28 protein-coding genes are annotated in these 20,045 nt (G+C 67.6%); 6 read left to right on the top strand and 22 right to left on the bottom strand.

Features of this window, described 5'->3' with window-relative positions; translation table 11 throughout:
- The first annotated feature begins 407 nt into the window (after positions 1-407).
- Both FS532_RS17660 and FS532_RS19185 read left to right on the top strand, forming a co-directional pair.
- A complete protein-coding gene (locus tag FS532_RS17660) occupies positions 408-848 on the top strand; it encodes a hypothetical protein (protein WP_144757190.1) in 441 nt (146 codons plus the stop codon).
- Between the two features lie 6 nt (positions 849-854).
- Entirely contained in the window at positions 855-1,076 is a 222-nt protein-coding gene (locus FS532_RS19185) for a double zinc ribbon domain-containing protein (protein ID WP_144757188.1), read from the top strand.
- 56 nt (positions 1,077-1,132) lie between these two features.
- Here FS532_RS19185 and FS532_RS17650 read toward each other — a convergent pair whose 3' ends face one another.
- The 12 genes from FS532_RS17650 to FS532_RS17595 all read right to left on the bottom strand — a co-directional run bounded on the left by FS532_RS17650 (position 1,133) and on the right by FS532_RS17595 (position 6,992).
- A complete protein-coding gene (locus tag FS532_RS17650; RefSeq protein WP_144757186.1) occupies positions 1,133-1,435 on the bottom strand; it encodes a hypothetical protein in 303 nt (100 codons plus the stop codon).
- 57 nt (positions 1,436-1,492) lie between these two features.
- The gene (locus FS532_RS17645) at positions 1,493-1,996 is read right to left on the bottom strand and encodes a hypothetical protein (protein ID WP_144757184.1); all 504 of its coding nucleotides are present in this window, start codon (positions 1,994-1,996) and stop codon (positions 1,493-1,495) included.
- Positions 1,993-2,241, bottom strand: coding sequence for a hypothetical protein (locus FS532_RS17640; RefSeq protein ID WP_144757182.1), 249 nt, complete (start codon positions 2,239-2,241; stop codon positions 1,993-1,995). Before FS532_RS17640 ends, FS532_RS17645 begins: the two co-directional genes overlap by 4 nt.
- 14 nt (positions 2,242-2,255) lie before the next feature.
- Entirely contained in the window at positions 2,256-2,639 is a 384-nt protein-coding gene (locus FS532_RS19100; protein ID WP_260852804.1) for a hypothetical protein, read from the bottom strand.
- 419 nt (positions 2,640-3,058) lie between these two features.
- Positions 3,059-3,268 (bottom strand): hypothetical protein, encoded by a 210-nt coding sequence (locus FS532_RS17630; protein ID WP_144757180.1) that lies wholly within the window; start codon positions 3,266-3,268, stop codon positions 3,059-3,061.
- A gap of 63 nt (positions 3,269-3,331) precedes the next feature.
- Positions 3,332-3,562: a hypothetical protein gene (locus tag FS532_RS17625; protein WP_144757178.1), complete on the bottom strand. Its 231-nt coding sequence runs from the start codon at positions 3,560-3,562 to the stop codon at positions 3,332-3,334.
- Positions 3,563-3,575: 13 nt separating this feature from the next.
- The gene (locus FS532_RS17620; protein ID WP_144757176.1) at positions 3,576-4,088 is read right to left on the bottom strand and encodes a hypothetical protein; all 513 of its coding nucleotides are present in this window, start codon (positions 4,086-4,088) and stop codon (positions 3,576-3,578) included.
- Entirely contained in the window at positions 4,088-4,348 is a 261-nt protein-coding gene (locus tag FS532_RS17615; protein ID WP_144757174.1) for a glutaredoxin domain-containing protein, read from the bottom strand. The genes FS532_RS17620 and FS532_RS17615 overlap by 1 nt, the downstream gene beginning before the upstream one ends.
- Before the next feature lie 340 nt (positions 4,349-4,688).
- Positions 4,689-4,880, bottom strand: coding sequence for a hypothetical protein (locus tag FS532_RS17610; protein ID WP_144757171.1), 192 nt, complete (start codon positions 4,878-4,880; stop codon positions 4,689-4,691).
- Positions 4,881-5,150: 270 nt separating this feature from the next.
- The gene (locus tag FS532_RS17605) at positions 5,151-5,702 is read right to left on the bottom strand and encodes a hypothetical protein (RefSeq protein ID WP_144757169.1); all 552 of its coding nucleotides are present in this window, start codon (positions 5,700-5,702) and stop codon (positions 5,151-5,153) included.
- A 94-nt stretch (positions 5,703-5,796) separates the two neighbouring features.
- The gene (locus FS532_RS17600) at positions 5,797-6,705 is read right to left on the bottom strand and encodes an ArdC-like ssDNA-binding domain-containing protein (RefSeq protein WP_144757167.1); all 909 of its coding nucleotides are present in this window, start codon (positions 6,703-6,705) and stop codon (positions 5,797-5,799) included.
- Between the two features lie 80 nt (positions 6,706-6,785).
- A complete protein-coding gene (locus FS532_RS17595) occupies positions 6,786-6,992 on the bottom strand; it encodes a hypothetical protein (protein WP_144757165.1) in 207 nt (68 codons plus the stop codon).
- Positions 6,993-7,444: 452 nt separating this feature from the next.
- Between FS532_RS17595 and FS532_RS17590 the strand changes: the two genes are divergently transcribed.
- Positions 7,445-7,630 (top strand): hypothetical protein, encoded by a 186-nt coding sequence (locus FS532_RS17590; RefSeq protein ID WP_144757163.1) that lies wholly within the window; start codon positions 7,445-7,447, stop codon positions 7,628-7,630.
- Positions 7,631-8,004: 374 nt separating this feature from the next.
- Here FS532_RS17590 and FS532_RS18815 read toward each other — a convergent pair whose 3' ends face one another.
- From FS532_RS18815 to FS532_RS17560, 6 genes are all read right to left on the bottom strand, one after another.
- Positions 8,005-9,540: a ParB/RepB/Spo0J family partition protein gene (locus FS532_RS18815; RefSeq protein ID WP_186322122.1), complete on the bottom strand. Its 1,536-nt coding sequence runs from the start codon at positions 9,538-9,540 to the stop codon at positions 8,005-8,007.
- Between the two features lie 101 nt (positions 9,541-9,641).
- Positions 9,642-10,034 carry a DUF3846 domain-containing protein gene (locus FS532_RS17580; protein ID WP_144757161.1) on the bottom strand — a complete coding sequence of 131 codons (393 nt, stop codon included), beginning with the start codon at positions 10,032-10,034 and terminating at the stop codon, positions 9,642-9,644.
- An 841-nt stretch (positions 10,035-10,875) separates the two neighbouring features.
- Positions 10,876-11,175, bottom strand: a complete 300-nt coding sequence (locus tag FS532_RS17575; RefSeq protein WP_144757159.1) for a hypothetical protein — start codon at positions 11,173-11,175, stop codon at positions 10,876-10,878.
- Between the two features lie 46 nt (positions 11,176-11,221).
- Entirely contained in the window at positions 11,222-11,404 is a 183-nt protein-coding gene (locus FS532_RS17570; protein ID WP_144757157.1) for a hypothetical protein, read from the bottom strand.
- 311 nt (positions 11,405-11,715) lie between these two features.
- Positions 11,716-12,375, bottom strand: a complete 660-nt coding sequence (locus FS532_RS17565) for a hypothetical protein (RefSeq protein WP_144757155.1) — start codon at positions 12,373-12,375, stop codon at positions 11,716-11,718.
- A gap of 93 nt (positions 12,376-12,468) precedes the next feature.
- On the bottom strand, positions 12,469-13,131 hold the full coding sequence (locus FS532_RS17560; protein WP_144757153.1) for a hypothetical protein: 663 nt from the start codon (positions 13,129-13,131) through the stop codon (positions 12,469-12,471).
- 433 nt (positions 13,132-13,564) lie between these two features.
- Here FS532_RS17560 and FS532_RS17555 point away from each other — a divergent pair, with 433 nt between their 5' ends.
- Positions 13,565-14,170 (top strand): hypothetical protein, encoded by a 606-nt coding sequence (locus FS532_RS17555; RefSeq protein WP_144757151.1) that lies wholly within the window; start codon positions 13,565-13,567, stop codon positions 14,168-14,170.
- A 4-nt stretch (positions 14,171-14,174) separates the two neighbouring features.
- Here FS532_RS17555 and FS532_RS17550 read toward each other — a convergent pair whose 3' ends face one another.
- Positions 14,175-14,738, bottom strand: a complete 564-nt coding sequence (locus FS532_RS17550; RefSeq protein WP_144757149.1) for a hypothetical protein — start codon at positions 14,736-14,738, stop codon at positions 14,175-14,177.
- A 134-nt stretch (positions 14,739-14,872) separates the two neighbouring features.
- Positions 14,873-15,193 carry a hypothetical protein gene (locus tag FS532_RS17545; protein ID WP_144757147.1) on the bottom strand — a complete coding sequence of 107 codons (321 nt, stop codon included), beginning with the start codon at positions 15,191-15,193 and terminating at the stop codon, positions 14,873-14,875.
- A gap of 499 nt (positions 15,194-15,692) precedes the next feature.
- Here FS532_RS17545 and FS532_RS17540 point away from each other — a divergent pair, with 499 nt between their 5' ends.
- Both FS532_RS17540 and FS532_RS17535 read left to right on the top strand, forming a co-directional pair.
- Positions 15,693-16,517 carry an SMODS domain-containing nucleotidyltransferase gene (locus FS532_RS17540; protein WP_144757145.1) on the top strand — a complete coding sequence of 275 codons (825 nt, stop codon included), beginning with the start codon at positions 15,693-15,695 and terminating at the stop codon, positions 16,515-16,517.
- Between the two features lie 5 nt (positions 16,518-16,522).
- Positions 16,523-17,431: an S-4TM family putative pore-forming effector gene (locus FS532_RS17535; protein WP_144757143.1), complete on the top strand. Its 909-nt coding sequence runs from the start codon at positions 16,523-16,525 to the stop codon at positions 17,429-17,431.
- Positions 17,432-17,501: 70 nt separating this feature from the next.
- Here the strand turns inward: FS532_RS17535 and FS532_RS17530 are convergent, their stop codons facing one another.
- A complete protein-coding gene (locus FS532_RS17530; protein WP_144757141.1) occupies positions 17,502-18,170 on the bottom strand; it encodes an Abi family protein in 669 nt (222 codons plus the stop codon).
- 430 nt (positions 18,171-18,600) lie between these two features.
- Positions 18,601-19,764 carry an MFS transporter gene (locus FS532_RS17525; protein ID WP_144757139.1) on the bottom strand — a complete coding sequence of 388 codons (1,164 nt, stop codon included), beginning with the start codon at positions 19,762-19,764 and terminating at the stop codon, positions 18,601-18,603.
- Between the last annotated feature and the right edge of the window lie 281 nt (positions 19,765-20,045).

The raw sequence follows: 20,045 nt of genomic DNA, 5'->3' as shown, positions 1-20,045 counted from the left end.
GACCGCAGTCCATCCCAGCCGCGGTGCCGGCTGCTGACGGTCTGCATGGGGCGACTCTACCTCATTCATTTGTAATGCCTGAGGTGTGACGCGTTGATGACCGGAGGCTGGAGCGAGGAACGAGCGCAGGCTGAAGGGAGGGAGGCGTGGCCGGGAGGGTCGGAGTCGGTGGAGCGGAGCGGAATCGGCGGAGATCCGAGCGCGGTAGACAGGTGGAGACTGGGAGCGGCGGCCAGCGACGAGGAACGAGGAGCGTCGGGCCGTCCGCATCCGGGTCGATAACTGTCACAGGCCGCGCCGCAGGTGCGAGCTACACTGGGCGACAACAGAAGCGCCGCAGGGCACCGCTGATAGGCAGGTGCCGCCCGGTTCAGGCGGGTGGTGGCCGTTAGGGATTGGGGAGTGACATGACTCAGGTTCGGACGTCGGGGAAGCAGGCCGCAGCACGTAAAGCTGCGCGTGAGCGAGCGGTAGAGCAAGCAGCACAGTTCCGCCGCAGGCAGGAACAGCTCGAAGAGCTCGCGGCGGAGTACTTCGTCACCGTTGACGCGGTCGATGCGATCAACGATGACGCCGAGACGCGCATCCACAAAATCCGCGACGAAGCCGCCGCCGCAGTCACGGAGGCGGAAGCACGCGCGCAGGAGATCGTCGGGCGGATGCTCGACACGAAGGTCACTCGCGACGAGGTCGCCGAACGACTGGGCCTGTCCGTGCGCGATGTGAAGCGGAGCAAGCCGAAGGCGGCGCCAACCGCCGACGTGGACACAGGAGAGGCAGTAGGCGAGCCCCAGACCGCAGACGTCGACGACGCGCAGGGCGGCACCCACGAGTCGGTCGCGGCGTAGCCAGACGTGTGCCCGTGGTGCTTCGGTGAGTTCGACGATGAGGCACGGTACTGCCCGCGCTGCCGGCACACGCTGATGTATCTCCCGAGCGACTGGCGCAGCACCGGAGAACCGATGGAAATCGAACGGTGCCCGACATGCGAAGCGGCCTTCACCCGCGACGACAGCGAGTGCTCCGAGTGTGGGCGCCCGTTCCGGATCGGGCGCGGTAGCGTCTCTTACACGTGACACGGCCCTCGATCACTTGGATGAGTGATCGAGGGCCGTGGTGTGTGCTGTGGCCGTTAGATGTAGTTGACGTGCATCGACCAGATGGCGATTGCGATTGCGCCGCCCCAGAACGTCAGACCCGACCAGCCGAACACGATCCCGACGGTCGCACGACCGGGGATCGCCGTGCCACGGCAGAGAGCCACGATGCCGAACACAGCCGCGAGGATCGGGATCGGCAGGAGGAACCCAAACACCACCGACTGGATGCCGAGGAACACGCTCCAGCGCGACAGCCGCGTCCCCGCAACCTTCGACCTCACCCGTTGCGCCGGCTGCGGAGCGGGTACCCACCCGATCGGTCCGTAGTTCGTCATAGTCCTGTCTCCTTCGTGGTTGCCGGTGACCGTACCGCCGGCGTCCGACAGTGCTCGTCAGAACAACGTCGGAGTGCCCGTCGCGATCCCCGTTCGGCAAGCGCGCACCGCGGCCGCGTCCCACCCGTGGTCGCGGAACGCCTGGCGGAGCTCACGCGAGAGCCGGACCCGTTCCGACCGCGGCAGGCCCGCGATGCGGAGTGCGGTCGAGGCGTTGCGGTGGCGGCCGCGCTGAACACGCTCGAGCATGTTCCCGCGGTGCGTACCGGGCGCCAGGTGCGACGCCGCTTGGTCGACGTCGACGTGCACACACAACGGCACGTCGCACGCGTGCAGCAGCAGCACCCGCGGGTGCAGTGCGATGCCCGTCAGGTGCTCGAACAGCCACCGCTGGGGTCGCATGGCGCGCTGCCCGCCGTCGGGCTGTGGCACCCAGAACCGGCCGTATCCGTCGTCGCCGATCGCGCCAGTCCAGATCCAACAGTCCGACGCTCCCGGTCCCTTGACGACGTGCGTCCAGAAGCGCTCGGCGGCGGACGTGGGCTGCGGTCCGGGAGTCATCGGCGGAGCAGGGTCCGGATCGCGGTGGGGTCCGGGTACCCGTTCAGATGCGTGATCGCGGGCATGACCTCTTGGCCTGGGCCGGCTGTCAACGCGAGGTGGTGCGCCGTCTGCGCGAGTGTTGCGGCGAGGGTCCGCTCCCACTGGGGGTCGCCGGCGGACCGGGCGTCGCGCAGTGCCGTGGCGAGAGCCACGGCGAGGTCGTAGTTGTCCTGCACGATCAGGTCGTCGGTGCGGTCGGTCATGTCGGGCTCCTTGGTTACCGTTCGAGGTCGCTGCCGCGGGACTGCTCGGGCAGTGACGGCCACTGCTCCAGACGACTCGATAGGTCGGTGCTGGGCGCACGGGATGCGGCGTCGAGGTCGACGCCGGCGTCGCGCATCATCTCGAGGTCTTCACGCTCGAATGCTCCGAGTTCGCGACCGTCGCGTGCGGCATCGACGTGGGCGCTCACCAGGTGTGTGCGGAGGTAGTCCGCGAGGGGACGGTCGTTGCCGGCGACAGCGTGGAGTCTTGCGGTGCGGAGCTCGTCGACGTCGACACGTTCCCAGTCGATCGGGTGGCCGGCGCGTTCCGCGATCGCGCCCACGTAGGTGCTCTGCGATCTGGTGTTGCCGTCCCGGTAGGGATGGATCGCCGACAACTCCCCCCCACCGGTCCGCGAGGCGGTCCGCGAACGTGTCCGCGTCGAGGCCGGCGAGGTAGTCCTCCCGCTCGAGCTTCCCGAACAACGTCGACAGGTTCGCGTCGATGTACTCCGGCCGGCAGTACGGGATCCCCGTCCCGGTGGCCTGCACGTCGACGTCGCGGAGCCGTCCGGCGATGCCCGGCACCAGGTCGCCGAACATGCGCTCGTGGATGCTCTGCAGGTAGTCATAGCCGGGACGGTCCGGGACCGGTTCGGAGCGGACCTCGGCCATCGTGATCGAAGCGACGTCGTTCATCGCCTCGTCGAGTTCACGGTGCGTCCGGTAGCCGGCGGCGTTGATTAGCACCCCGCCGCTGCCGGGGTAGGTGTACTTGTCGTCGACGCTCATCCGCTCCCCCGCAGGACGTCGACGCTCAGCGCTTGCGGAGCGGAAACCCGTGCTTCGCTGCGACCTCCGCGCGCGCGTCCTCCGGCGACAACGTCCCCTCGAGGATGCGCCGGGCACGGCCGAGCGCTTCCGCGTTCGGGAAGTGGCCGGCGAGCTGCTGGCCCTTCTCGACCAGCGCCATCTCCTGCTCCACGTCGATCGTGCGGGCGGTGTTGTGCTCAGTGTTGATGCTCATGGGGACTCCCCTGCTCTGGGTCGATTCTACCAAGCGCTGTCAGCGCGCGGGGTGGTTGGGTGGTCAGGCGAGCAGCAGAATCGCGAAGACGATCGCGAAGAAACCGACACCTGCGCAGACGAGCCACAGTCGCACGATGATCGGGCTGTGGCGTGCAGCAGGCACGCGGAACCACACGATCACGCCCACGAGAGCGATGACGGCCGCAGCGATAGCCACGACAACGCACCCTTGTCCGAGAGTGTCAAAGATGTGCAGGGGCGGCCGGGTAGGGCCGCTGTTGAGTCCGTCCATGGTGGCTCCCTTTCTAGGCGCGGTTGCCGGCGAACTGGAACGGTCGCGCCGCCGTTGCCTGAGTCTCGGCCGGTGTGTCCCACTGGTCGGCCGCGCTCCCGCCGATCTCCGCCCGGATCTGCGCGGCGCGCTTGGCAGCGGCCTCGGCGCCGCGGTGCTTCTGCGCGGCGAGGAACTCCTCGATGGTGGCGTGGTCGCGTGCCGGGGGTCGGCGGCACATCTCGGCGTAATACCGGTCCGCGTCGTGCTCGGCCTGCTCGAGGCGGGCTCGCAGCTCCATGACCTCGGCGGCGAGGGCCGGGGCGACGAGCTGGTAGCCCATCATGAACCCCGCTTCGTAGACCTGGCGCTGCTGGTCGTCGAGTTCCCACGTGCGGACGTCCTCGGTCGGGTCCGCGGTAGCGGCGTCGATCGCGCGGAACGCGGTGACGGTGTCGCCGGCGTAGAGCTCGTCGACGGCTGCGCGGGTCTCCGGCTGGATCAGGTCGGGTCGGACGGTGGTCGGGCGTTCGAGCGTCATCGTCATCACGCGGCCTTCCCCGTCTCGATGAGCGCGGCGACGGCGTCGATCTTGTCGGGGCGGAACCCGCTCCAGGAGCCTGTCTCGGTGTCGGTGACGACGATGGGGGCGTTCATCCCGAGGGTGGTCTTCCACTCCTCGATCTGCGCCTGGTCGACGTCTTCGAGGTGCAGCTCGGTGTACTCGATGCCGGCGGATGCGAGAGCACGCTCCGTGGCCTTGCACATGCCGCAGAACCCGGACTTGGTGTAAACCGTGATGCTCATCGAAATCACCTTTTCGTAAAGTTTGTGATGCCGGGGACCCCTTCCCCGTTGCATGCGTCTATTCTATAACGCCGGGGGCTATATAGGAACCCTTTTCCCGGCCTTTTCTACGGTATTTTCTACCGGGCAGCACACCTACTGTCAGGTCATTGCATACGCATTATCTGGCACCAGGGCATGACGTTTACGAACGTACGGCTGGGGCATATATAACAGCGAGAGGGCTGGTAATCCCCGGGCGCATGAAACCCTATTTACGCGCACCGGTACCCGACAGGCATAGCGTGCAGCGCACTTCCCACGTCGCTCGTCCCGGCGGGGTTCACCATCCGTGGGACGGTCAGCGCTCCGGGCCGTCGTCCTCGTAGCCGATGCCTGCGCGGACAGCGAGTTCCGCGATCTGGTGCCGAATCTGGGCCTGCCGCTGGCGGAGGTGGTCGCCGGCGTGCGGGTCGTCGTACATGTCGACCAACCGTTCGGCGTTCATGTCGGCTGTCGCCCATTCTGTTTCCAACGCTGCGATCTGCTGCATGGCATCGGAGGCGGTAATAGTGTTGTTTGTCATTGTTCTTTCTCTCCCTCTCGTTTTTTGCCGTGAAGGCGACTTGTCGCCGCTAGGACGGGAAGGTGGAGTGCAACTGGTCGTGGAATACCGGACCGAGTGGAGCGAAGCGGAGCAAGGGAGGATATGCCGCGAAAGCCAGTTGCGCGGAGCCTGGACGTCCGTATGCTGCCGAAGGCTTCACGGTAAATAAACGCGGGCCGCAGACCCGGCAGGGCCGGCGTTCCGTCGCCGGTTCCATCAGCGCCGAAGGCGCGCCAGGGGTGTGGGGGCGGGCCGCCTCCACGGACGGCCGGAGGCCGGCCACGCCCCACGGCCGCCCGCCGGCGTGCACCCGGCCTGGGCGCGGGGAGTGCTCGTCGCCGTGGTGGTGACCTCGACGTCGTCGTGGTCACACTCCCAGAACGCCATGCGCACCTGGTCAGCGATCGACTCGGGTAGCTGCTCGTTCGTCCACGCCGTCGACGGGAACCGCACCGTCACCGTGACGGTCGTCATGGGCTCGGTGGAGGACGGCCCATGTCCGGCTCCGCCCCAGTCGTAGGCCCATGCGATCGCGACCTGGCCGACGGGTCCGCCGTGGTACCGGTCGAACACGGCGCGGTGTTCGTCGTCGTCGTGCTGCGGCGGCCGGGTGCACGTCCAGTGCGCCCCGGCGACGTCGTGCGTCGTCGCACCGCACACGGGCACGCGCGGGTCGACGTCGGCGCCGGGTGCCATGTCCGCGGCCGGGGCGTCCGGGTCGGTCTGTTCCTCGTGGAGGTCGGTGGGGCGTTCGTAGGTGATGATCATGCGGTGCTCCTTCGTAGAGTTCACGGGTCGGCCTCTGGTCCGGGGCCGCGGGTTACGGGCCGCGCCGCCGTCGCTATCGGCGGCGCGGCCCGTCTCACTCGGCCGCGGCCTCGTCGTCGTCGTCGGGCGTGAGGATCGCGGCGACCTGGTGCGCCGCCTTGAGGACGCGGGCGGCGGTGGAACGGATCAGGTCGGCGTCCGCGTCGGACCATCCGGCGACGTAGCCGACCGAGTAGGCGGCGGTGTCGAACCCGACGAGTCCGGCGACGACGTACGCGACGCTCTCGGCCTCCGTCTCCATGAGGCCGCGGTGCTCGGCGTACTCGGTCAGGTCGTCGGTGTGGCCAAGGACGATGTGCGCGAGCTCGTGAATCAGCGTCTTCGCCGCGTGCTCCGGCGACAGGTGCGAGCCGATGACGACGCGACGGGCCTCCGGGTCGGTGAAGCCGTTGCGGTGCTGCCCCGGCTCGGTGTGCTCGACGGTCCACCCGTCCGCGACCAGGTGCGCGGTCAGCGCGTCGATCACGCCGTGGTCATCCGCACCGGTCAGCGGCGCGGTGAGCGTCGACGGGTCGTCAGCGTCCGGGTCGATCGGGTCCGTCTGGGCGATGTCGAACACGGGCAGGATGGGGAACCGGGGGTAACGCTTCTCGACGTCGTCGCCGTTCTCGTCCTGCTCGGTCACCTTCTTGGTGCTGTAGCCGAAGATGCGGAGCGCCTTCTCCCCCTTGCGCACCTGGCGGCCGAGGGCCTGCCACTTCCGGAACCCGGCGACGCGCTCGGCGTCGGAGCGCTGGCTGAGGATCAACAACACGTTGTTGAGGCTGTAGGCGTGGAACGCGGACGCGAACTGCAGGAACGCGGTCCACCGGTCGGAGTCGCGCAGCGCCTCCACCTGGGTTGCGATGGACTCGTGCAGCGTGGCCGCCTGCTCCTTCCGCTGCTCCGGGGTCACGGCGGGGCGGCGGGTCTTGCCGGTGCGCTTCGCGGTGGTGGTGGTCATGGTCTGTACCTCCGGGGTCTCGATCGGTGAGGATGGGAGACGGGAGGGGGCGATTACGGTTCGTCCCCTCCCGCTCTGGGTCACTCCGCGGGCGGCGTGTAGGTGATCGTGTCGACGAACGTTGCGATCTCCACGCCCTCCAGAACGGCGGTGTTCGCGAGCGTCCACCCCAGCGACGCCGCGGTCTTGAGTTCCGCGTCCCGCTCGCGCAGGGCTGCCGTCCTCGTCTCGGTCGCGTCGTCGGCCTTGCTGACCACGGTCCGAATGGTTTCGATCTGGTAGCGCATGTGCTCTTCCTCTCTCTCTCGTTGTTTTGCCGTGAAGGCGACTTGTCGCCGCTAGGAGGGGAGGGCGGAGTGCAACCCGGAGGGCGGTGGGGGAGAGAATTTCGGCGCGAAATAAGGGAGCGAAGCGACCGCGTGCCGAAAATCTCGGAGGAGCCGGCGGCTTGCCGCTTGCGCGGAGCCCGGACGGACGTACGCTGCCGAAGGCTTCACGGCAAAACAACGGCCCGAAGGGCCTCACAGTGCCGGGCGGAGCCCGGTTCCCCTCGGAGCCGAAGGCGACTCCCGGCCCCCGGCCGGAAGCACTGAGCGGGACTGGCCCCTGCTGTGGGGTAGACGAGGTAGACCGCGCAGGCCATAACGTGAGGCAGAATCATGCGAGCGCATCGACGATGTGGCGCACCGCCCTGGGGGGCGCATCGTCGGTGCTGCACTCCGACCCGAGGGGGGACGTCATGGCACCACTGCGCAAGCACGCCGAGGAGATGCGCGACATGTACGGCGCCGAGATCCAGGCCGCCCGTGAGGCCGGCATCGAATCGTCGCCGCTGCAGCTGGAGTCATGGGACAAGTACGACGCGGCCGCGCGTAGCGAGGACCCCGCGACGCTGCTCGGCCCGGTCCCGCCGGCGCGAACCTGAGTCGCGACGGAGGGCGCGGCGTCGACCGTGGTCGGGCATGGACGATCGCACACCTCATCCGGACGATTCGCTCGAGTGGCTGTTCGCCGGGTTCGCGGACAGCCTCCAGGTCGACGTCGACGACCGCAGCTCGAGCGGCGGGCCCAACACCTCGGATGCTCCCCTGGCCCGCCGGAGGCGGTGACAGCCGCGAGCTCCGTCGAGCGGCTCCGGGGAGCTTCGAGGGGGCGAAGCCCCTTCGAGTCACGGCGCAGCCGGGACGCAGCCCACGAACACCCAGACGGACCGATGGGACATGTTCGGGGCCAGGTGGGACACGAACCGGGGCGGGGTGGGCGTGAGGGCAGCTGGCTGCGACCCTCACGCCGTGTCACCTACTCGGTGGCCGTGTCCTCGCCGTCCTCCGGCTCGGCGTCGGCCCCGTCGGTGTCGGGCTGGTCGGTGGCGGGCTGGATGTCTGCGGCCAACTGCTCGACGTGGCTCAGCGGGTACCCCCATGCGGCCAACTGGGTGAGGTAGCCGCGGCTGTGCTCGTTCGGGTACCGCCACCAGTTCCGGTCTGCCGTGTTCTCGAACCCGGCGATCACGACCGCGAGAGCCACGTGCATGCCCTTGGTGGGGTGCTGCTCGACCCATGCGCCCATGACCTCCGGCTCCCACCCGGACTTCTCGATCCCGAGCAGGCTCCGGACGCTGACCACGCCGTTGCTGTACCGGGTGGTGGCGTGTCGGGTGAGCGCCAGGCCGAGGAACCGGGCGGCGTCCTTCGGCGCGTTCTTGCGCTGCAACAGGCCGGTGACCCACTCGCGGCGCACGTCCTCCGCGGCGTCCCACGCTTTGTTGTTCGCGATCAGTTCGCGTCGTTCGGCCTTGCGGACCTCCGCTTCGGCGGCGGCGTCCTCGTCCGACACCGGTTCCGCCTGGGCGGCGGTACCGGCCGGGACGTACGCCGGGCTGCGGCGGGCGTGGACGGTCGGGGTGGTGCACACCGGGCGGGCGACGACGTCGCCGTACTGCATCACCTCGAACGCCGCGCCGGGGCACTCGGCGTGCTCGTCCTCGGTAATCGGGGTCCGCTCGTCGTAGTCGGTCACGTCGTCACCAGCGTTCGTGAACCGGGAGAGGACTTCGTAGTCGTCCTCATCGGTCACGACCCGCTTGCCCGCGGCAGTCAACTCCGCGGTGAGGGTGGCCACCGCGGCGGCGCGTTCCCGATCGCGGCGCAGCCGCGCGGCGACGTGAGTCAACTCGTCGTCGTCGTAGCCTTCCTCGATCCACCCGGTCAGTTCCGTGATCGCTTCGGCGTCGCCGTCGAACTCGGCCAAGATCAACGCCTGCGTGAACGTCGCCTGACCGGAAGCGACCGCGGTCGCCGCGGCGTCCGACTTCGCCACCGCCAACGTCTGCTTGACGGTGTCCCGCTTCGTGCCCGTCTCGCGGGCGATCGCGGTGACCGACAGGCCTTCGATTTCCAACTGGCGGTAGGCAGCGAGCCGGTCACCGTCCGTCAAGGCGGTACGGCGCTCGTTCGCGACCAACTGCTCCGCGATCCGCGCCGCGGCACCGTCGCCGCGCTCGGTGACGAACACCGGGACGTTGCGTCCGGCCTCGCGGGCGGCGAGGACGCGCATCTGGCCGTCGCGGACCACCACGGCCCCGTCAGCGTTCCGGTAGCCGATGGTCGGCAGGAGCACACCGTGACGCTTCACGGACGCCAGGAACGCGGGGTCGAGGTCGGCCGCGGTGCGGACGTTGTCCTCGATCACCACGTCCCCCGCGGGGACGTGCACCAGGTCCACGCCGGTCGCGGCGGGAGCCGCCTCGGCAGGGGCCTCGATGATGTTGGCGTCGGTGGTCGTGTCGGGCTGGTCCGTCAGGTGGGTGACGGTGATGTGTTCTGCAATGCTCATTGTCTTGCTACGCTTTCCGGTAGTGACCGGGTGCAGGTCCTGGCAACTAGTCCTTGTCAGGGATTCCGCACCCGGTCTTTTCTATGGGTGCTGCTGGTGTGTTACTGGTGGAGCGCCGCGGTCAGGGCTTCGGCTCGGTCGAGCGCCGCGGCTGCGTGCTCGAACGCAGCCATGACCGCCTTGTACTGATCCGGTGACAGCGACCGGACGTCCCCGGCCCGGTCCGCGGTGAGGAACACCACCGACCCGTACAGCGGGGCCGCGTGCCGCGGCCGACCCAGGATCACCGCGGCGACGGTCGCCAGCGGGTTGACGTCGGCGACGTACGCGCCGTCGTCATCGACCCACGCCTCGATCTGGTTCGACAGGCGGACCACGTCCACCGCGCCGCACCCGATCTGCTCCTGCAGGCCCGCGAGGATCGACTCCCCCACGTTCACCACAGCGCCGTCCACGCGACCATCCGCGGTTGCTCGGATACCCATCAACTTCATGTCGTTCTTCCTTCCCTTTCGTTGTTTGCCCGTGAAGGCACGAAGTGCCGATCAGGGAGGGGATCGGAGTGCAACCCCGGAGCCGGAACGCTCCGGAAAGTTCCTGGAGGAGCGCAGCGGGGGAAGGAAGTTTCCGCGTGCGGGCCGAAGCGGAGCGGGTTGCACGGAGAGAGCCGACCGTACAATCGCCGCAGGCTTCACGGGCAAACAACGAACCCGCAGGGTTCGACCAGCACTGGCCGGCGAAGCCGGTTCCCCTCAGTCGGACAGTCCGCCGAAGGCGGGGCAGCTTAGACCAGAACAGTCCGCCGGCACGGCGGCCCGCTGAGGTCTTTCACCTCGAGCTGCGGGACACCGTCGACGCGCTACTCCAGGCATGAAGCGGCCCCAGCCTGCGGGGGATGCAGAGCCGGGGCCGGCTGCCCGGACCGTTGGGGGGAACAGTCCAAGTAGCAACGCTCGAGGCGTTGGGGGGAACAGCTCGAGCGCACATCAACGGTATCCCTAGAGCGCCTAGCAAGTCGCGCCGTCGCGCTATGAGGCTGCTGAGCCGGTGCAAAGCCGGAGAGTGCGCCTGGTGACGTGCTCGCGCGGGATCCAAACGTGGTGCACGAACCCCATGTGCACCAGCTGCACGTGACGACCGCGCCGGCGTCACGCTCGACGAGCCCAGGGCAGCGCTGCTCCCCCGGCGTCTTCGTGAACCGCACCGGCACATGCACCGCCGGGTACCCGTCGACGGGCGTCGACGACGCCGGCGCGTCGACGCCGAGGGGCTGGTCCTCTGGCGGATCTGGATGCGACGGCGGTGACCACCGGTGCTCCTCTACCGGCGCGGCCGTCACCGGTCACGTCCCGGCGTCGTGACCGCGCCCCGCCATACCCACACCCGGTACGTCGACCCGTCCCGACGGGTGACCTCGACCTGCACGGCGCGGTCCGTGTACGCGAGCACCACGGCGCGCTCCTGGTCGCGGATCTCCACGAACCGCAACCACACGTCGACGCTCTCCCCCGCCCCGTCCTGGACGGGCCCGGAGCCGATCTCCTCAGGGGTCAGTGTCACCGGCGCTGGCCGGGTCAGGAACTCGTTGATCGCCGCACGTGAGACGTCAGTCCCGTAGCGGCGATTCTTCGACATCGGGCCATGATCCCACGTGTTCGAACGTATGTTCGAACAGTGCGCGTCATGACCGCCGCTCGTCCTGCACCAGCCGGATCTTCAACAACTCCCGCTGCAACGCCGCCTGCCGCTGCGCGTAGTCCGGCGCCGAGCGGTCCAGAAGATTCCACGCCTTAATCGCTCGTCGACGCGCGGCCGCGAGCTCGTCCACGGTCAGCCACCGCAACGCCTCGAGCTCATCGTCCACCCGCGGAGCGTAACCCGATGAACAGGGCACACCCCCTCCCCACTACCGGCCACCTCGAGCACAGACGGCCGACGTCGGACACCATCCACGGCCCATTCGATGGCCTGCGCAGCGCAGCGGAGACAGGGCGCAGCCGCGCAGCGGCCGACTCTGGTGTCGATCGCTGCGACGGTGCCAATGCCCCACTGGTCCGGCACCGTCGCCGCGACCTCACCGCGAACGGACGGCGAGCCGAGGACCCAGGAGCAAGCTCAAACCGAATCCGAGCAGCAGGCTACGCCGTGCATCGCTTCGGTGCTAGCCCTGATACGTCACGAGTCGATGTCCGGCTGGGAACGCGGCGGACCATGGAGTGGCCACGGCACCGAAACATCGAGCTCCGCCCAAAGTTCCGCCGCCGACCGGCTGTGTCGAGCGTCGATGTGCGGGTTCGCTTCCAGAGCCGCGACCGTGAGGAACCAGGTCACCTTGTCGAGCAGGTCCGCATACGCCGCCTGGCCCTGCCGGGCAGCATCGATGATGGCTGCGATCTTCTGCACTTGCCGAACGGTCACCGCGACCGGTACATCGTCGCCCGGCTGCGGACCGTCAGTGCTTTTCTGGTACTGCTCCATTGAGTCGATGCGTGCCTGCGCCAGCGACTCCTCGGCAGCTGTCGGCATCGTGAAGTCTGGGACGTACGTGATGTTGAGGACCACGGCGCTCGACCTGATCGGGGTGGAGGCCGACGCTCTGAACTGCAGCTCCATACCCGAAACATCCCGTCCCCCCTCGGTCGCCTCGAAGATGGGCACAGTGGGCGGATCAAAAGGGAACCCTTCGGTCCCAACGTCGTTGAATCCGTCGATGTCGTGCGCGATCTTCAAGGGCGAGTCGAATGGAGCGACATGATCCACCAACCCGTACGCGCTGATGACGATGAGTGTCACAGGGTGGTCCGGAAGTTGAGCCTCGATCATCCAGGAGTCCATCCCGTCAGGGTAGGAGGTCGAGGGGTCCAAGCGCGCGATTTCCCGTCCCGATAGACGATCAATGCTGACCGCGTCAGCGGGCGCGCCGTGACGCTACTGCACGGCCTCGCCGCGCAGCTGCTGTACAGCTCGCTCGCCCGCGGCCGCTTCTCGGTACTCGATGCCGGCGGTCAAGTCCGCCCAGTAACGCCTGCGAACAACGCCGCGCGCCCAGACAGCAACACCAACAACGATGCTGATGACAAGCGCGACGCACGCCAACGTGATCAAGTTGTCGGAGGTGAGGGTGTGCCACCGTTCCGGCGATCCGTCGGCCACCGCCGCTACCGCGCTTACCCACGACAGCGCGGACGCCGCGGCGAGGAGAACGAGCCCCGCGATGAAGTACGTGGCCATCCCGATCCAGAACGCTCCCCAACCGCCGACGTACGTTGGGACCGTGGGGTAGCCACGCAAGAGAGCGTCCCTCCGCCGGCGGCGAGCCTCCATTCGTTCACGCACGTCCAGGATGACGCCGAAGACAGCTCCGACTAGGCCGAGTGTGAACGCGAACAAGAACGCTCGCTGCAACAGCACCGGGTGCTCATACAGGGGCAGCAGTCCAAGGAAGATCATCGCAAGGCTGGTCAAGAGAACCAGACGCTGGGCTTGGCGCGCGGAGCGGTCGCCTCGACGGTTCCACAGCCACAGCGCCCCCAATACGATCAACGTGTTCAGAACCACCCACACGGCGGCACTGACAATCGCATTCACCATCCGGTCCTCCCTTGTTGGCAGGACTGTACCTCAAGCGGGGGACGTTCAGCAGAACGGCCAGTCCACCCCCAGCGAACCGACTGACGGCGTCCGCGAGCTCCGACTGCGTGATTGGTGTGCCAGCCGGGAAGAACACCACTCTGCCCGTACGCATCCACCTTGAGCAGCCGATATCGACAAGATTGCCACGACTCCTCCGAAGGCCTGCGCAACGCAGCGACGTCAGGGCATACCTCGCTGTGTGCCCCGTTCGCCGCACTTTGGTGGGCAGTTTCCTCCTCCTCCCAGAGGATGATTTCGTGACGGAACGTCATTGCGCCCTATCGGTGCGGCCTACCAGGGCGTAGACCTGTCCCCGTCGGACACGCTCCGGCTCCGGTAGCAGTCCGGCATCTCCGCCGCGCGGCCCGGATTCTTGCTGAAGGGAACAGCAATGACTCATCGTTCATGGCGCCCATTGGCCGCTGCAGGAGCAGCAGTCGTCGCGCTCGGAGCACTCGGCGCAGGCGCCCCCGCGCTGGCCGACACCGCACCCAAGGTGGTCACCTCGACTGCCCCGATGGTGTCGAAGGGCTACGACGCGAAGGTCGCCGAAGCGCACGGCTTCAAGATCGTCACCGCCGCCGACGGCACCCAGAGCTCCGTACCCGTCACCGACGACGCGAAAGCGCTCGTCGCCGCTTCCAAGCCGACCGGTGTGCACGTACTCAACACCGTCTCCGGCGACTGCGGCTCCTCCACAGTCACCGCGTACTACACGAGCCCCGCGAAGGTGACCGTGTTTACCAGCTACAAGGTCCGCCTGACCTCGGTCTCGCAGAACTGGCACGTCAACGCTGTCCCCGCCGCAACGGGGAAGATCGCACACGTGTTCAACTTCTCCGGCCTGAACAGCAGCCCCAGCTGGACCGGGCAGCCGCAGACGGCGACGATCGCGTACTCCGGCAGCGGCGGTGACGCGCAGGTCACCCTCGGCTCGTACGCAATCCTCGTCGACGGAGACGTCTGCTACTCCGGCGGCCCGTTCGACACCTGGTGAGCACTCACGCCGGCTGATAGGTGAACGCGGTTGGATACCGGTCCGGGTCCAACCGCGTTCGCGCGCCCACCGTCACCGAACTGACCCCGTTCCACTCCGCGCCATCCGACGTCGCGAACGGCATCACGAAGATGCTCCGCAGCCCCTTCCGCCATGCCGCCGCGACCGAGTCGACAGCGACCCGTTCCGGCGTCTGGAACACATGCGTGGTCTTCAACGCCTCGAGCTGCTTCGTCCACGCGTCGTACGCGGCGACGTCGATACCGTCCGTGCCGTACTCCGTGAACCACCACGACGGACCCGTGTACCCGAAGTGCTCCGCGAGGTCGAACTCCTCGGTGCTCGAGCCAGGTAGCGGCCGGTGGTACCAGTAGAAGTTCTGCTTCCACGCCGCCTCCCACCGGGCTGCCGCGGTCTCCGCCGACAGGGACGCCGGCCGCGCCGACGACCCGACAGCCGGTTCGGGGTCCAGCGCCGGCACCTGGATCCAGTTCTCTATCCGCCACGCGTGACGGACATAGAGCAACTGCATGAACGGGGCGGGGAACTCCTCGATCACCAACGCCATGTCTTGTGGCCACGCCGACTCGATGGGCTGATCCGAACGCATCCTGTCTCCTCCCGATCACCCCGAAGGGCCTGTGGATAACTTCCCACCATCAGGCGTCGATGTCGAGAGCCACAGCCCCGCGCACACCCTCCTCAGAGGATCGGGCGCGGGCCGCCCTTCGGCGGATGCAGGACGGCTGCGGCGGACGCCGCGCGGAGCGCGGCGTCGTGGATACCCTGCTCGCGTTCATCGCGTGGCCAGTCCCGCAATACCGCCCACACCGAACCGCCCGACTCCAGCGTCTGCACGCCGCGACCGACCTCACGCCCGACCTTGCGCGCAAGCGCACGCCACCGCTCGGGCGGCAGCCGGAGATCGCCAGCTGCGACCTGCGCACTCCCCTGCTCCTGGAACCCGGTACGGATCGCGTCCGCCGCCACTCGCTCAATCCGGTCCGCCATCGCATCACCCATTACTCCACCGAACCACCTTTCGGCTAAGCGGATAGCCGAACCTTGGCCGTCACCGCGAGTCCGTTAGCCGATCCGCTTGCGCGCGATGTGAGCAGAATTCGCCCTGCCGGCATCGCGAGATCGCACCTGACTCACGCCCGAGCTCCGCAACCGCTCGCGACCGGGTGAGATTTGGAGTGATCTTCCCTACTGACGGTTCAACAACGATGCTGCGGTGCGTTCGAATGATCTTGGAATGCTTCCGGCGCGCTCCCTGAGCCGGGCGTATACCCGCGGCACGAACTGGGTCCCACCGGGTGACTGATCCCACCCGGTAGCAGCTCCACCACCAACCGGATACGCGGCACCTCGTGCGGCCAGCGCCCCCTAGCGCTGGCCGCACAGCCCTCCCCCACCGTGACCGTCTCCCGCGCCGCGGGCTTTGTGGAGATGTCGGACGTTGGGTGAATAATTGTCACTAGCGCTTCCGCGCTGACCGACACTAGAGACGAGGACATTCGTGACACAGACGGCCTCCGCATGGCTCCAGGACACAACCCGGGCCTGGATCCCCTCGTCCACGCAGTTCGACGGCGCACGACGGCACCGGACCGAGATCGAGAACAAGCTCGACGCAAAGCTCGGCGTCTACCGAATGTTCGAGATCGGGTCGCTCCGCCATGGCACCGGCATCCGCAGCTACAGCGACGCCGACTACTTGGTGTCCCTGAAGGGAACCAAGCCCGAGTCTCCCTGGACGGCCCTCAACAATGTCAAGAGCGCCCTGCAGGAGCGGTTCCCGTTCACCACGGTCGTCGTCCGACGACCGGCGGTGGTTTGCCGGTTCGCGGACGGTGACGTGGAAGTCGTCCCGGGCTACATCACGGACAGCGGCTACTCGATCCCAGACCCCACCGGCGGGTGGATGAAGACACACCCCGATGACCACAACACGTGGGTGAACACCGTCAACAAGAAGTTCGACGGCGCTGCGAAGAAGCTCGCTCGGCAGGTCAAGATCTGGAAGTACCAGAGGAACGTGCCGGTGTCGTCCTGCTACCTCGAGATGCGCGCAGCGAAGCACATCGACGGTGAGTCCTCGTACTCCGCGGTCTGGGACCTACACGCGGCGTTGAAGAAGATGCACGACGCCGAGCTCGCCGCCATGAACGATCCGACTGGTCTGGGATCCCGGTTCACCGCAACATCATCCGATTCCACCCGCACTGATGCGCTGTCGAAGCTGGACACGGCAGTCTCTCGGGCGCGCAAGGCGAAGGAGTACGACGCGGCAGGGGATTCTGTGAACGCCATCGCGCAGCTGAAGCTGCTCCTCGGCGTCTGATGCCCATGGCGCACGCGGAGTACACGCCGCCGGAGAGCGCCGTCATCAAGCAACGCCAGAACGAGGCTGGCGCGCTCCGACTACTCATCGCGCAGCGGCGCCTCTACACGCGCGCCAAGGCCTGGCAGGGCATCCGATGGGTCGGGCTGCTCGTGCTCGGCCTCGCAGCCCCGTTCGTGGCGTTGCTGGTCCCGAGCGCAGCAGTGGTCATCGGCGCGATCACCGGGGCGTGGCTGTTCGCTGGACGAACCCTCCTGACGGTACTGGAGGCCCGCACGATGGTGAAAGCCGCCTGCGTGCAGGAGGAGCTCGACCAGATGCTCTTCGCCATGCCCAGAACCATCACCCGGTCTGAACGGCCAGAGCCCGAGGAAGTAGCGCTCCTGAGCGGCAGGGACGACCGCCTGCACCAGATCGCGGCGAAGGAGAACCTGCTCGACTGGTACCCGATCGACCCGGCTGATGCCGGTGCGGTATCCGTCGCGATCGCCCAGCGCAGTAACGCCTCCTACACCGGCCGGCTCATCCGCACCACGGTCATCATCTGGGCTGCGGTCGCGGTCCTATGGACCGTCATCCTGATCGTTTGGGCGTCCGTAACAGACATCACCCTGTCGGACTTCCTCCTCGGCGCGCTGTTCCCCGTCTTGCCAGCGGTTCTCGACGTCAGCGAGTACCTCGTGAGTACCTGGAAAGCTGCCCGGGACCGCTCCGACCTCGCCGCGACCATCGCCCTGCGCCTGTCCCCGGACCAACCCGCGATCGACGGTCAGGAGCTTCTGGTGTGGCAAGAACGGCTCTTCGACCTCCGTCGAACCACCCCACAGATCCCCGACTGGCTCTACCGGATTACCCGCCGACGCAACGAACGAGCAATGCACGCCGCTGCAGCCACGCTGCGCGGCAACGGCTAACGCAGCGGTACACAGACCACGGGGGCGACCCGACACCCGATAAACCGCTCCCTACGCCAGACCGCTCGGCCTAGACCGGACGTGTTCCGAGTACCCCCGGAACAGCGGACTGGGCATCGATCCACGCCCGAAGGTCGGGAGCGATGTAGCCGGCAACGGTGAGGATGTCGCCGTACCGAGCATGAAGATCCTCCGACCAGATGCGATGGTGGTGACCGATGCGGTTCCGGAAGTCACGAAGCCGACTGATCGGTTCCCGCACAGTGCTTTGCGCGCGGTCCGGGGCATGCGGGAACCCAGTGGCGATGTCCGGCCAGAAGACCATCTGGCCCTGCGACACCATCTGATGCCAGAACCCGAACGAGATCTCCGAGATCACCTGGCTGGGGGTGACCGGCTTGTGGTTCTTCGTCACACGTCGTTTCGCTGTGTCCACATCGACGTACGGGTACCTGTGTTTTGCCGGCGGATTCCGTCGGCCGAACTCATGGTCGTCGTCGAAGATCCAGTGGCTCGGTCGTCCCAGGCGCGTATGTCGGATCGTCATACGCTCATCAATCGTGTTGCGGAGCGCGACCTCAAGGTGCCCGAGTGATCCCCAGAACGCCGATGCAGCATCGACGTTCCACTCGTACAGCGCCTCAGCCTTTGCCGTGTCGTTACCCGCGGCCGCGAGGTAGTGCTTCAACCGATCCGGTCCGAAGTGTCGCTCGAAGAACGCCCAAGACTGGTTGCTCATGCTCCCCCACCTGCGTATAGTGTTGAGTCAACACCCCGGAACCGTCCCTGTAGGCCACCTGTTGGTCAGATCACACGGCCGGGGTTCTGCTTTTCTACCAGGCATGTGACATTGCCCGCGACCCGGCGAGGTCCGCTTCACATGGGTGGCTGGGACGCTCGGGCCTGACCAACTACTAGGCGCCCCCGATCCGTATGCGTCGGCTGGTCGGCCGCCAGCGGAACCGTCCCGGACTAGACATGGCGTCGCGGCGCCCCAAAAGCGCCCACCCCGGCCGCTGACGATTACTGGAGCCATCCGTCCGCGCCGAGCGTCACCACACTTTCTGGGTTCAAAGCCGATGCGCGACACGAGTGTTGAACGAGGACGGCCGCGCAGAGGCGCGCAACGCTTCCCGGCTGTACCGCACGAGTGTCCGATAGCCGATCCTTCAGTGCGACATCGGCGGACGTTTGATGCGGGGAATAGCAAGTGCCGCGGCGACCGCGATCGTGGTGGCCGACATGGCAGCTGCGCCGGCGATGCCAGACGAGCCAACGACGATGAGGCCGGCCACACTCGTCCCGAGTGCAGCGCCTCCGACAGCAGCCACGACGACCAAGCCGTACGCGCTCGCAAGCATCCCCGGCTGCACGACGTCGTCGAGCGAAGCGGATAGGAGGATCGCCACCGGGCTCGACAGCGCCCCGGCGATGAACACCAAGGCCGCCACGAGCACGAGCTGGTCAGCAACGAGCGCCAATGCCGCGTACCCGCTCGCGGTCAGCGCCAGAGCAGCGACCAGGTGCGACCGCCGACTGCCGGGCAACGGGCGGGCGCCCACGAGCAGCGCACCAACCGCTTCACCCAGCGCCAGCGCCGCCAACACCGGCCCCGCCAGTCCTCGGCTCCCGACCGCCTGTGCGACCGCCGGCACGATGACGGTCAACGACCCAGTCGCCATGCTCACCAGCCCGCCGATCGCGAGGACCCGGCCGAACGTCGCCACGCCGGCCATTCCAAGGGGCGGCCCGGAACAGCGCGCGGGAGCGCTTTCCCCCGTCGAGAACGCCAGCAGGAGCCCCGCAGACACGATCACTGCCGCGACGATCACGAAACTCAGACGTCGACAGGCAGAGGTCGCCACAAGGCTCGCCACCACCGGCCCGACCGCGAGTCCCGCTTGGAACGCGACCGAGAGCAGCGCGTAGGCGCCGGCGCGTTCCCCCGGCTCGGAGAACGAGCGCGGGATCGACGCTCGGAGTGCTGCAGCAAGGGCCGGAAACGACACCCCGGCTCCAGCTAGGAGGACCGCCAGCGCCGCCGAAACCGGCGCTACAGAGACCGCGAGCATGAGGCCGCAGCTCACACATGCGCTGATACCCACGACCCAACGCGCACTGACCCGAGCCATCAGGGCCCCCTGCACCGGGACGCCCACCGCGTTCGCCAGACCGAACGCGCCAGCGGCGAAAGCTCCGCCGACCAGGGACGTTCCGGAGGAGAGGATCAGCGACAGGGGGATCATCCCGAGCGCAATAGCCGAGAGGGCAACCGATCCGATACCGGCGACGAAGGGCCGATCTGCGAGGAGACGTTTATAGACGACAGCCATGAGAGCTCCACGAACGGAGCCCACCCACCCGGGAGACACACTCCCAATCCGCCGACGGAAGCGCCGACAGCGCCGATCGTACGCACACCGCGCGGGTCATGTCGACGTCTCGGTAGCCGATCGGCTATCAAGACGGCGCTGGTCACGATGCGGTAACGGGGTACGGGATTCCAATCTCCTCGCCGGAGGGCGCCGAATAGCTTGCACAGACCGGGAGTCACCCGGAGCGCTCACCAGCCGCACATCGCTGGTTCTCCACCCTCGCACGGGGTGTGTTCGGC

The sequence above is a fragment of the Curtobacterium pusillum genome, assembly GCF_007673235.1.
Lineage (GTDB): Bacteria > Actinomycetota > Actinomycetes > Actinomycetales > Microbacteriaceae > Curtobacterium > Curtobacterium pusillum_C.
The sequence above is the reverse complement of the archived record's forward strand: the minus strand, read 5'-3'. Positions and strand labels throughout refer to the sequence as shown.

Bases quoted from the DNA above. Each gene is read 5' to 3' on its own strand.
- FS532_RS17550 (WP_144757149.1), bottom strand. From the start codon at position 14,738: ATGGCGTTGGTGATCGAGGAGTTCCCCGCCCCGTTCATGCAGTTGCTC.
- FS532_RS17595 (WP_144757165.1), bottom strand. From the start codon at position 6,992: ATGCGCTACCAGATCGAAACCATTCGGACCGTGGTCAGCAAGGCCGAC.
- FS532_RS17630 (WP_144757180.1), bottom strand. From the start codon at position 3,268: ATGAGCATCAACACTGAGCACAACACCGCCCGCACGATCGACGTGGAG.
- FS532_RS17590 (WP_144757163.1), top strand. From the start codon at position 7,445: ATGGCACCACTGCGCAAGCACGCCGAGGAGATGCGCGACATGTACGGC.
- FS532_RS17660 (WP_144757190.1), top strand. From the start codon at position 408: ATGACTCAGGTTCGGACGTCGGGGAAGCAGGCCGCAGCACGTAAAGCT.
- FS532_RS17600 (WP_144757167.1), bottom strand. From the start codon at position 6,705: ATGACCACCACCACCGCGAAGCGCACCGGCAAGACCCGCCGCCCCGCC.
- FS532_RS17560 (WP_144757153.1), bottom strand. From the start codon at position 13,131: ATGGTGAATGCGATTGTCAGTGCCGCCGTGTGGGTGGTTCTGAACACG.
- FS532_RS17645 (WP_144757184.1), bottom strand. From the start codon at position 1,996: ATGACTCCCGGACCGCAGCCCACGTCCGCCGCCGAGCGCTTCTGGACG.
- FS532_RS17650 (WP_144757186.1), bottom strand. From the start codon at position 1,435: ATGACGAACTACGGACCGATCGGGTGGGTACCCGCTCCGCAGCCGGCG.
- FS532_RS17640 (WP_144757182.1), bottom strand. From the start codon at position 2,241: ATGACCGACCGCACCGACGACCTGATCGTGCAGGACAACTACGACCTC.
- FS532_RS17625 (WP_144757178.1), bottom strand. From the start codon at position 3,562: ATGGACGGACTCAACAGCGGCCCTACCCGGCCGCCCCTGCACATCTTT.
- FS532_RS17615 (WP_144757174.1), bottom strand. From the start codon at position 4,348: ATGAGCATCACGGTTTACACCAAGTCCGGGTTCTGCGGCATGTGCAAG.
- FS532_RS18815 (WP_186322122.1), bottom strand. From the start codon at position 9,540: ATGAGCATTGCAGAACACATCACCGTCACCCACCTGACGGACCAGCCC.
- FS532_RS17530 (WP_144757141.1), bottom strand. From the start codon at position 18,170: ATGAGCAACCAGTCTTGGGCGTTCTTCGAGCGACACTTCGGACCGGAT.
- FS532_RS17545 (WP_144757147.1), bottom strand. From the start codon at position 15,193: ATGGGTGATGCGATGGCGGACCGGATTGAGCGAGTGGCGGCGGACGCG.
- FS532_RS17565 (WP_144757155.1), bottom strand. From the start codon at position 12,375: ATGGACTCCTGGATGATCGAGGCTCAACTTCCGGACCACCCTGTGACA.
- FS532_RS17610 (WP_144757171.1), bottom strand. From the start codon at position 4,880: ATGCAGCAGATCGCAGCGTTGGAAACAGAATGGGCGACAGCCGACATG.
- FS532_RS17535 (WP_144757143.1), top strand. From the start codon at position 16,523: ATGGCGCACGCGGAGTACACGCCGCCGGAGAGCGCCGTCATCAAGCAA.
- FS532_RS17575 (WP_144757159.1), bottom strand. From the start codon at position 11,175: ATGTCGAAGAATCGCCGCTACGGGACTGACGTCTCACGTGCGGCGATC.
- FS532_RS17555 (WP_144757151.1), top strand. From the start codon at position 13,565: ATGACTCATCGTTCATGGCGCCCATTGGCCGCTGCAGGAGCAGCAGTC.
- FS532_RS17580 (WP_144757161.1), bottom strand. From the start codon at position 10,034: ATGAAGTTGATGGGTATCCGAGCAACCGCGGATGGTCGCGTGGACGGC.
- FS532_RS17525 (WP_144757139.1), bottom strand. From the start codon at position 19,764: ATGGCTGTCGTCTATAAACGTCTCCTCGCAGATCGGCCCTTCGTCGCC.
- FS532_RS17605 (WP_144757169.1), bottom strand. From the start codon at position 5,702: ATGATCATCACCTACGAACGCCCCACCGACCTCCACGAGGAACAGACC.
- FS532_RS17620 (WP_144757176.1), bottom strand. From the start codon at position 4,088: ATGACGATGACGCTCGAACGCCCGACCACCGTCCGACCCGACCTGATC.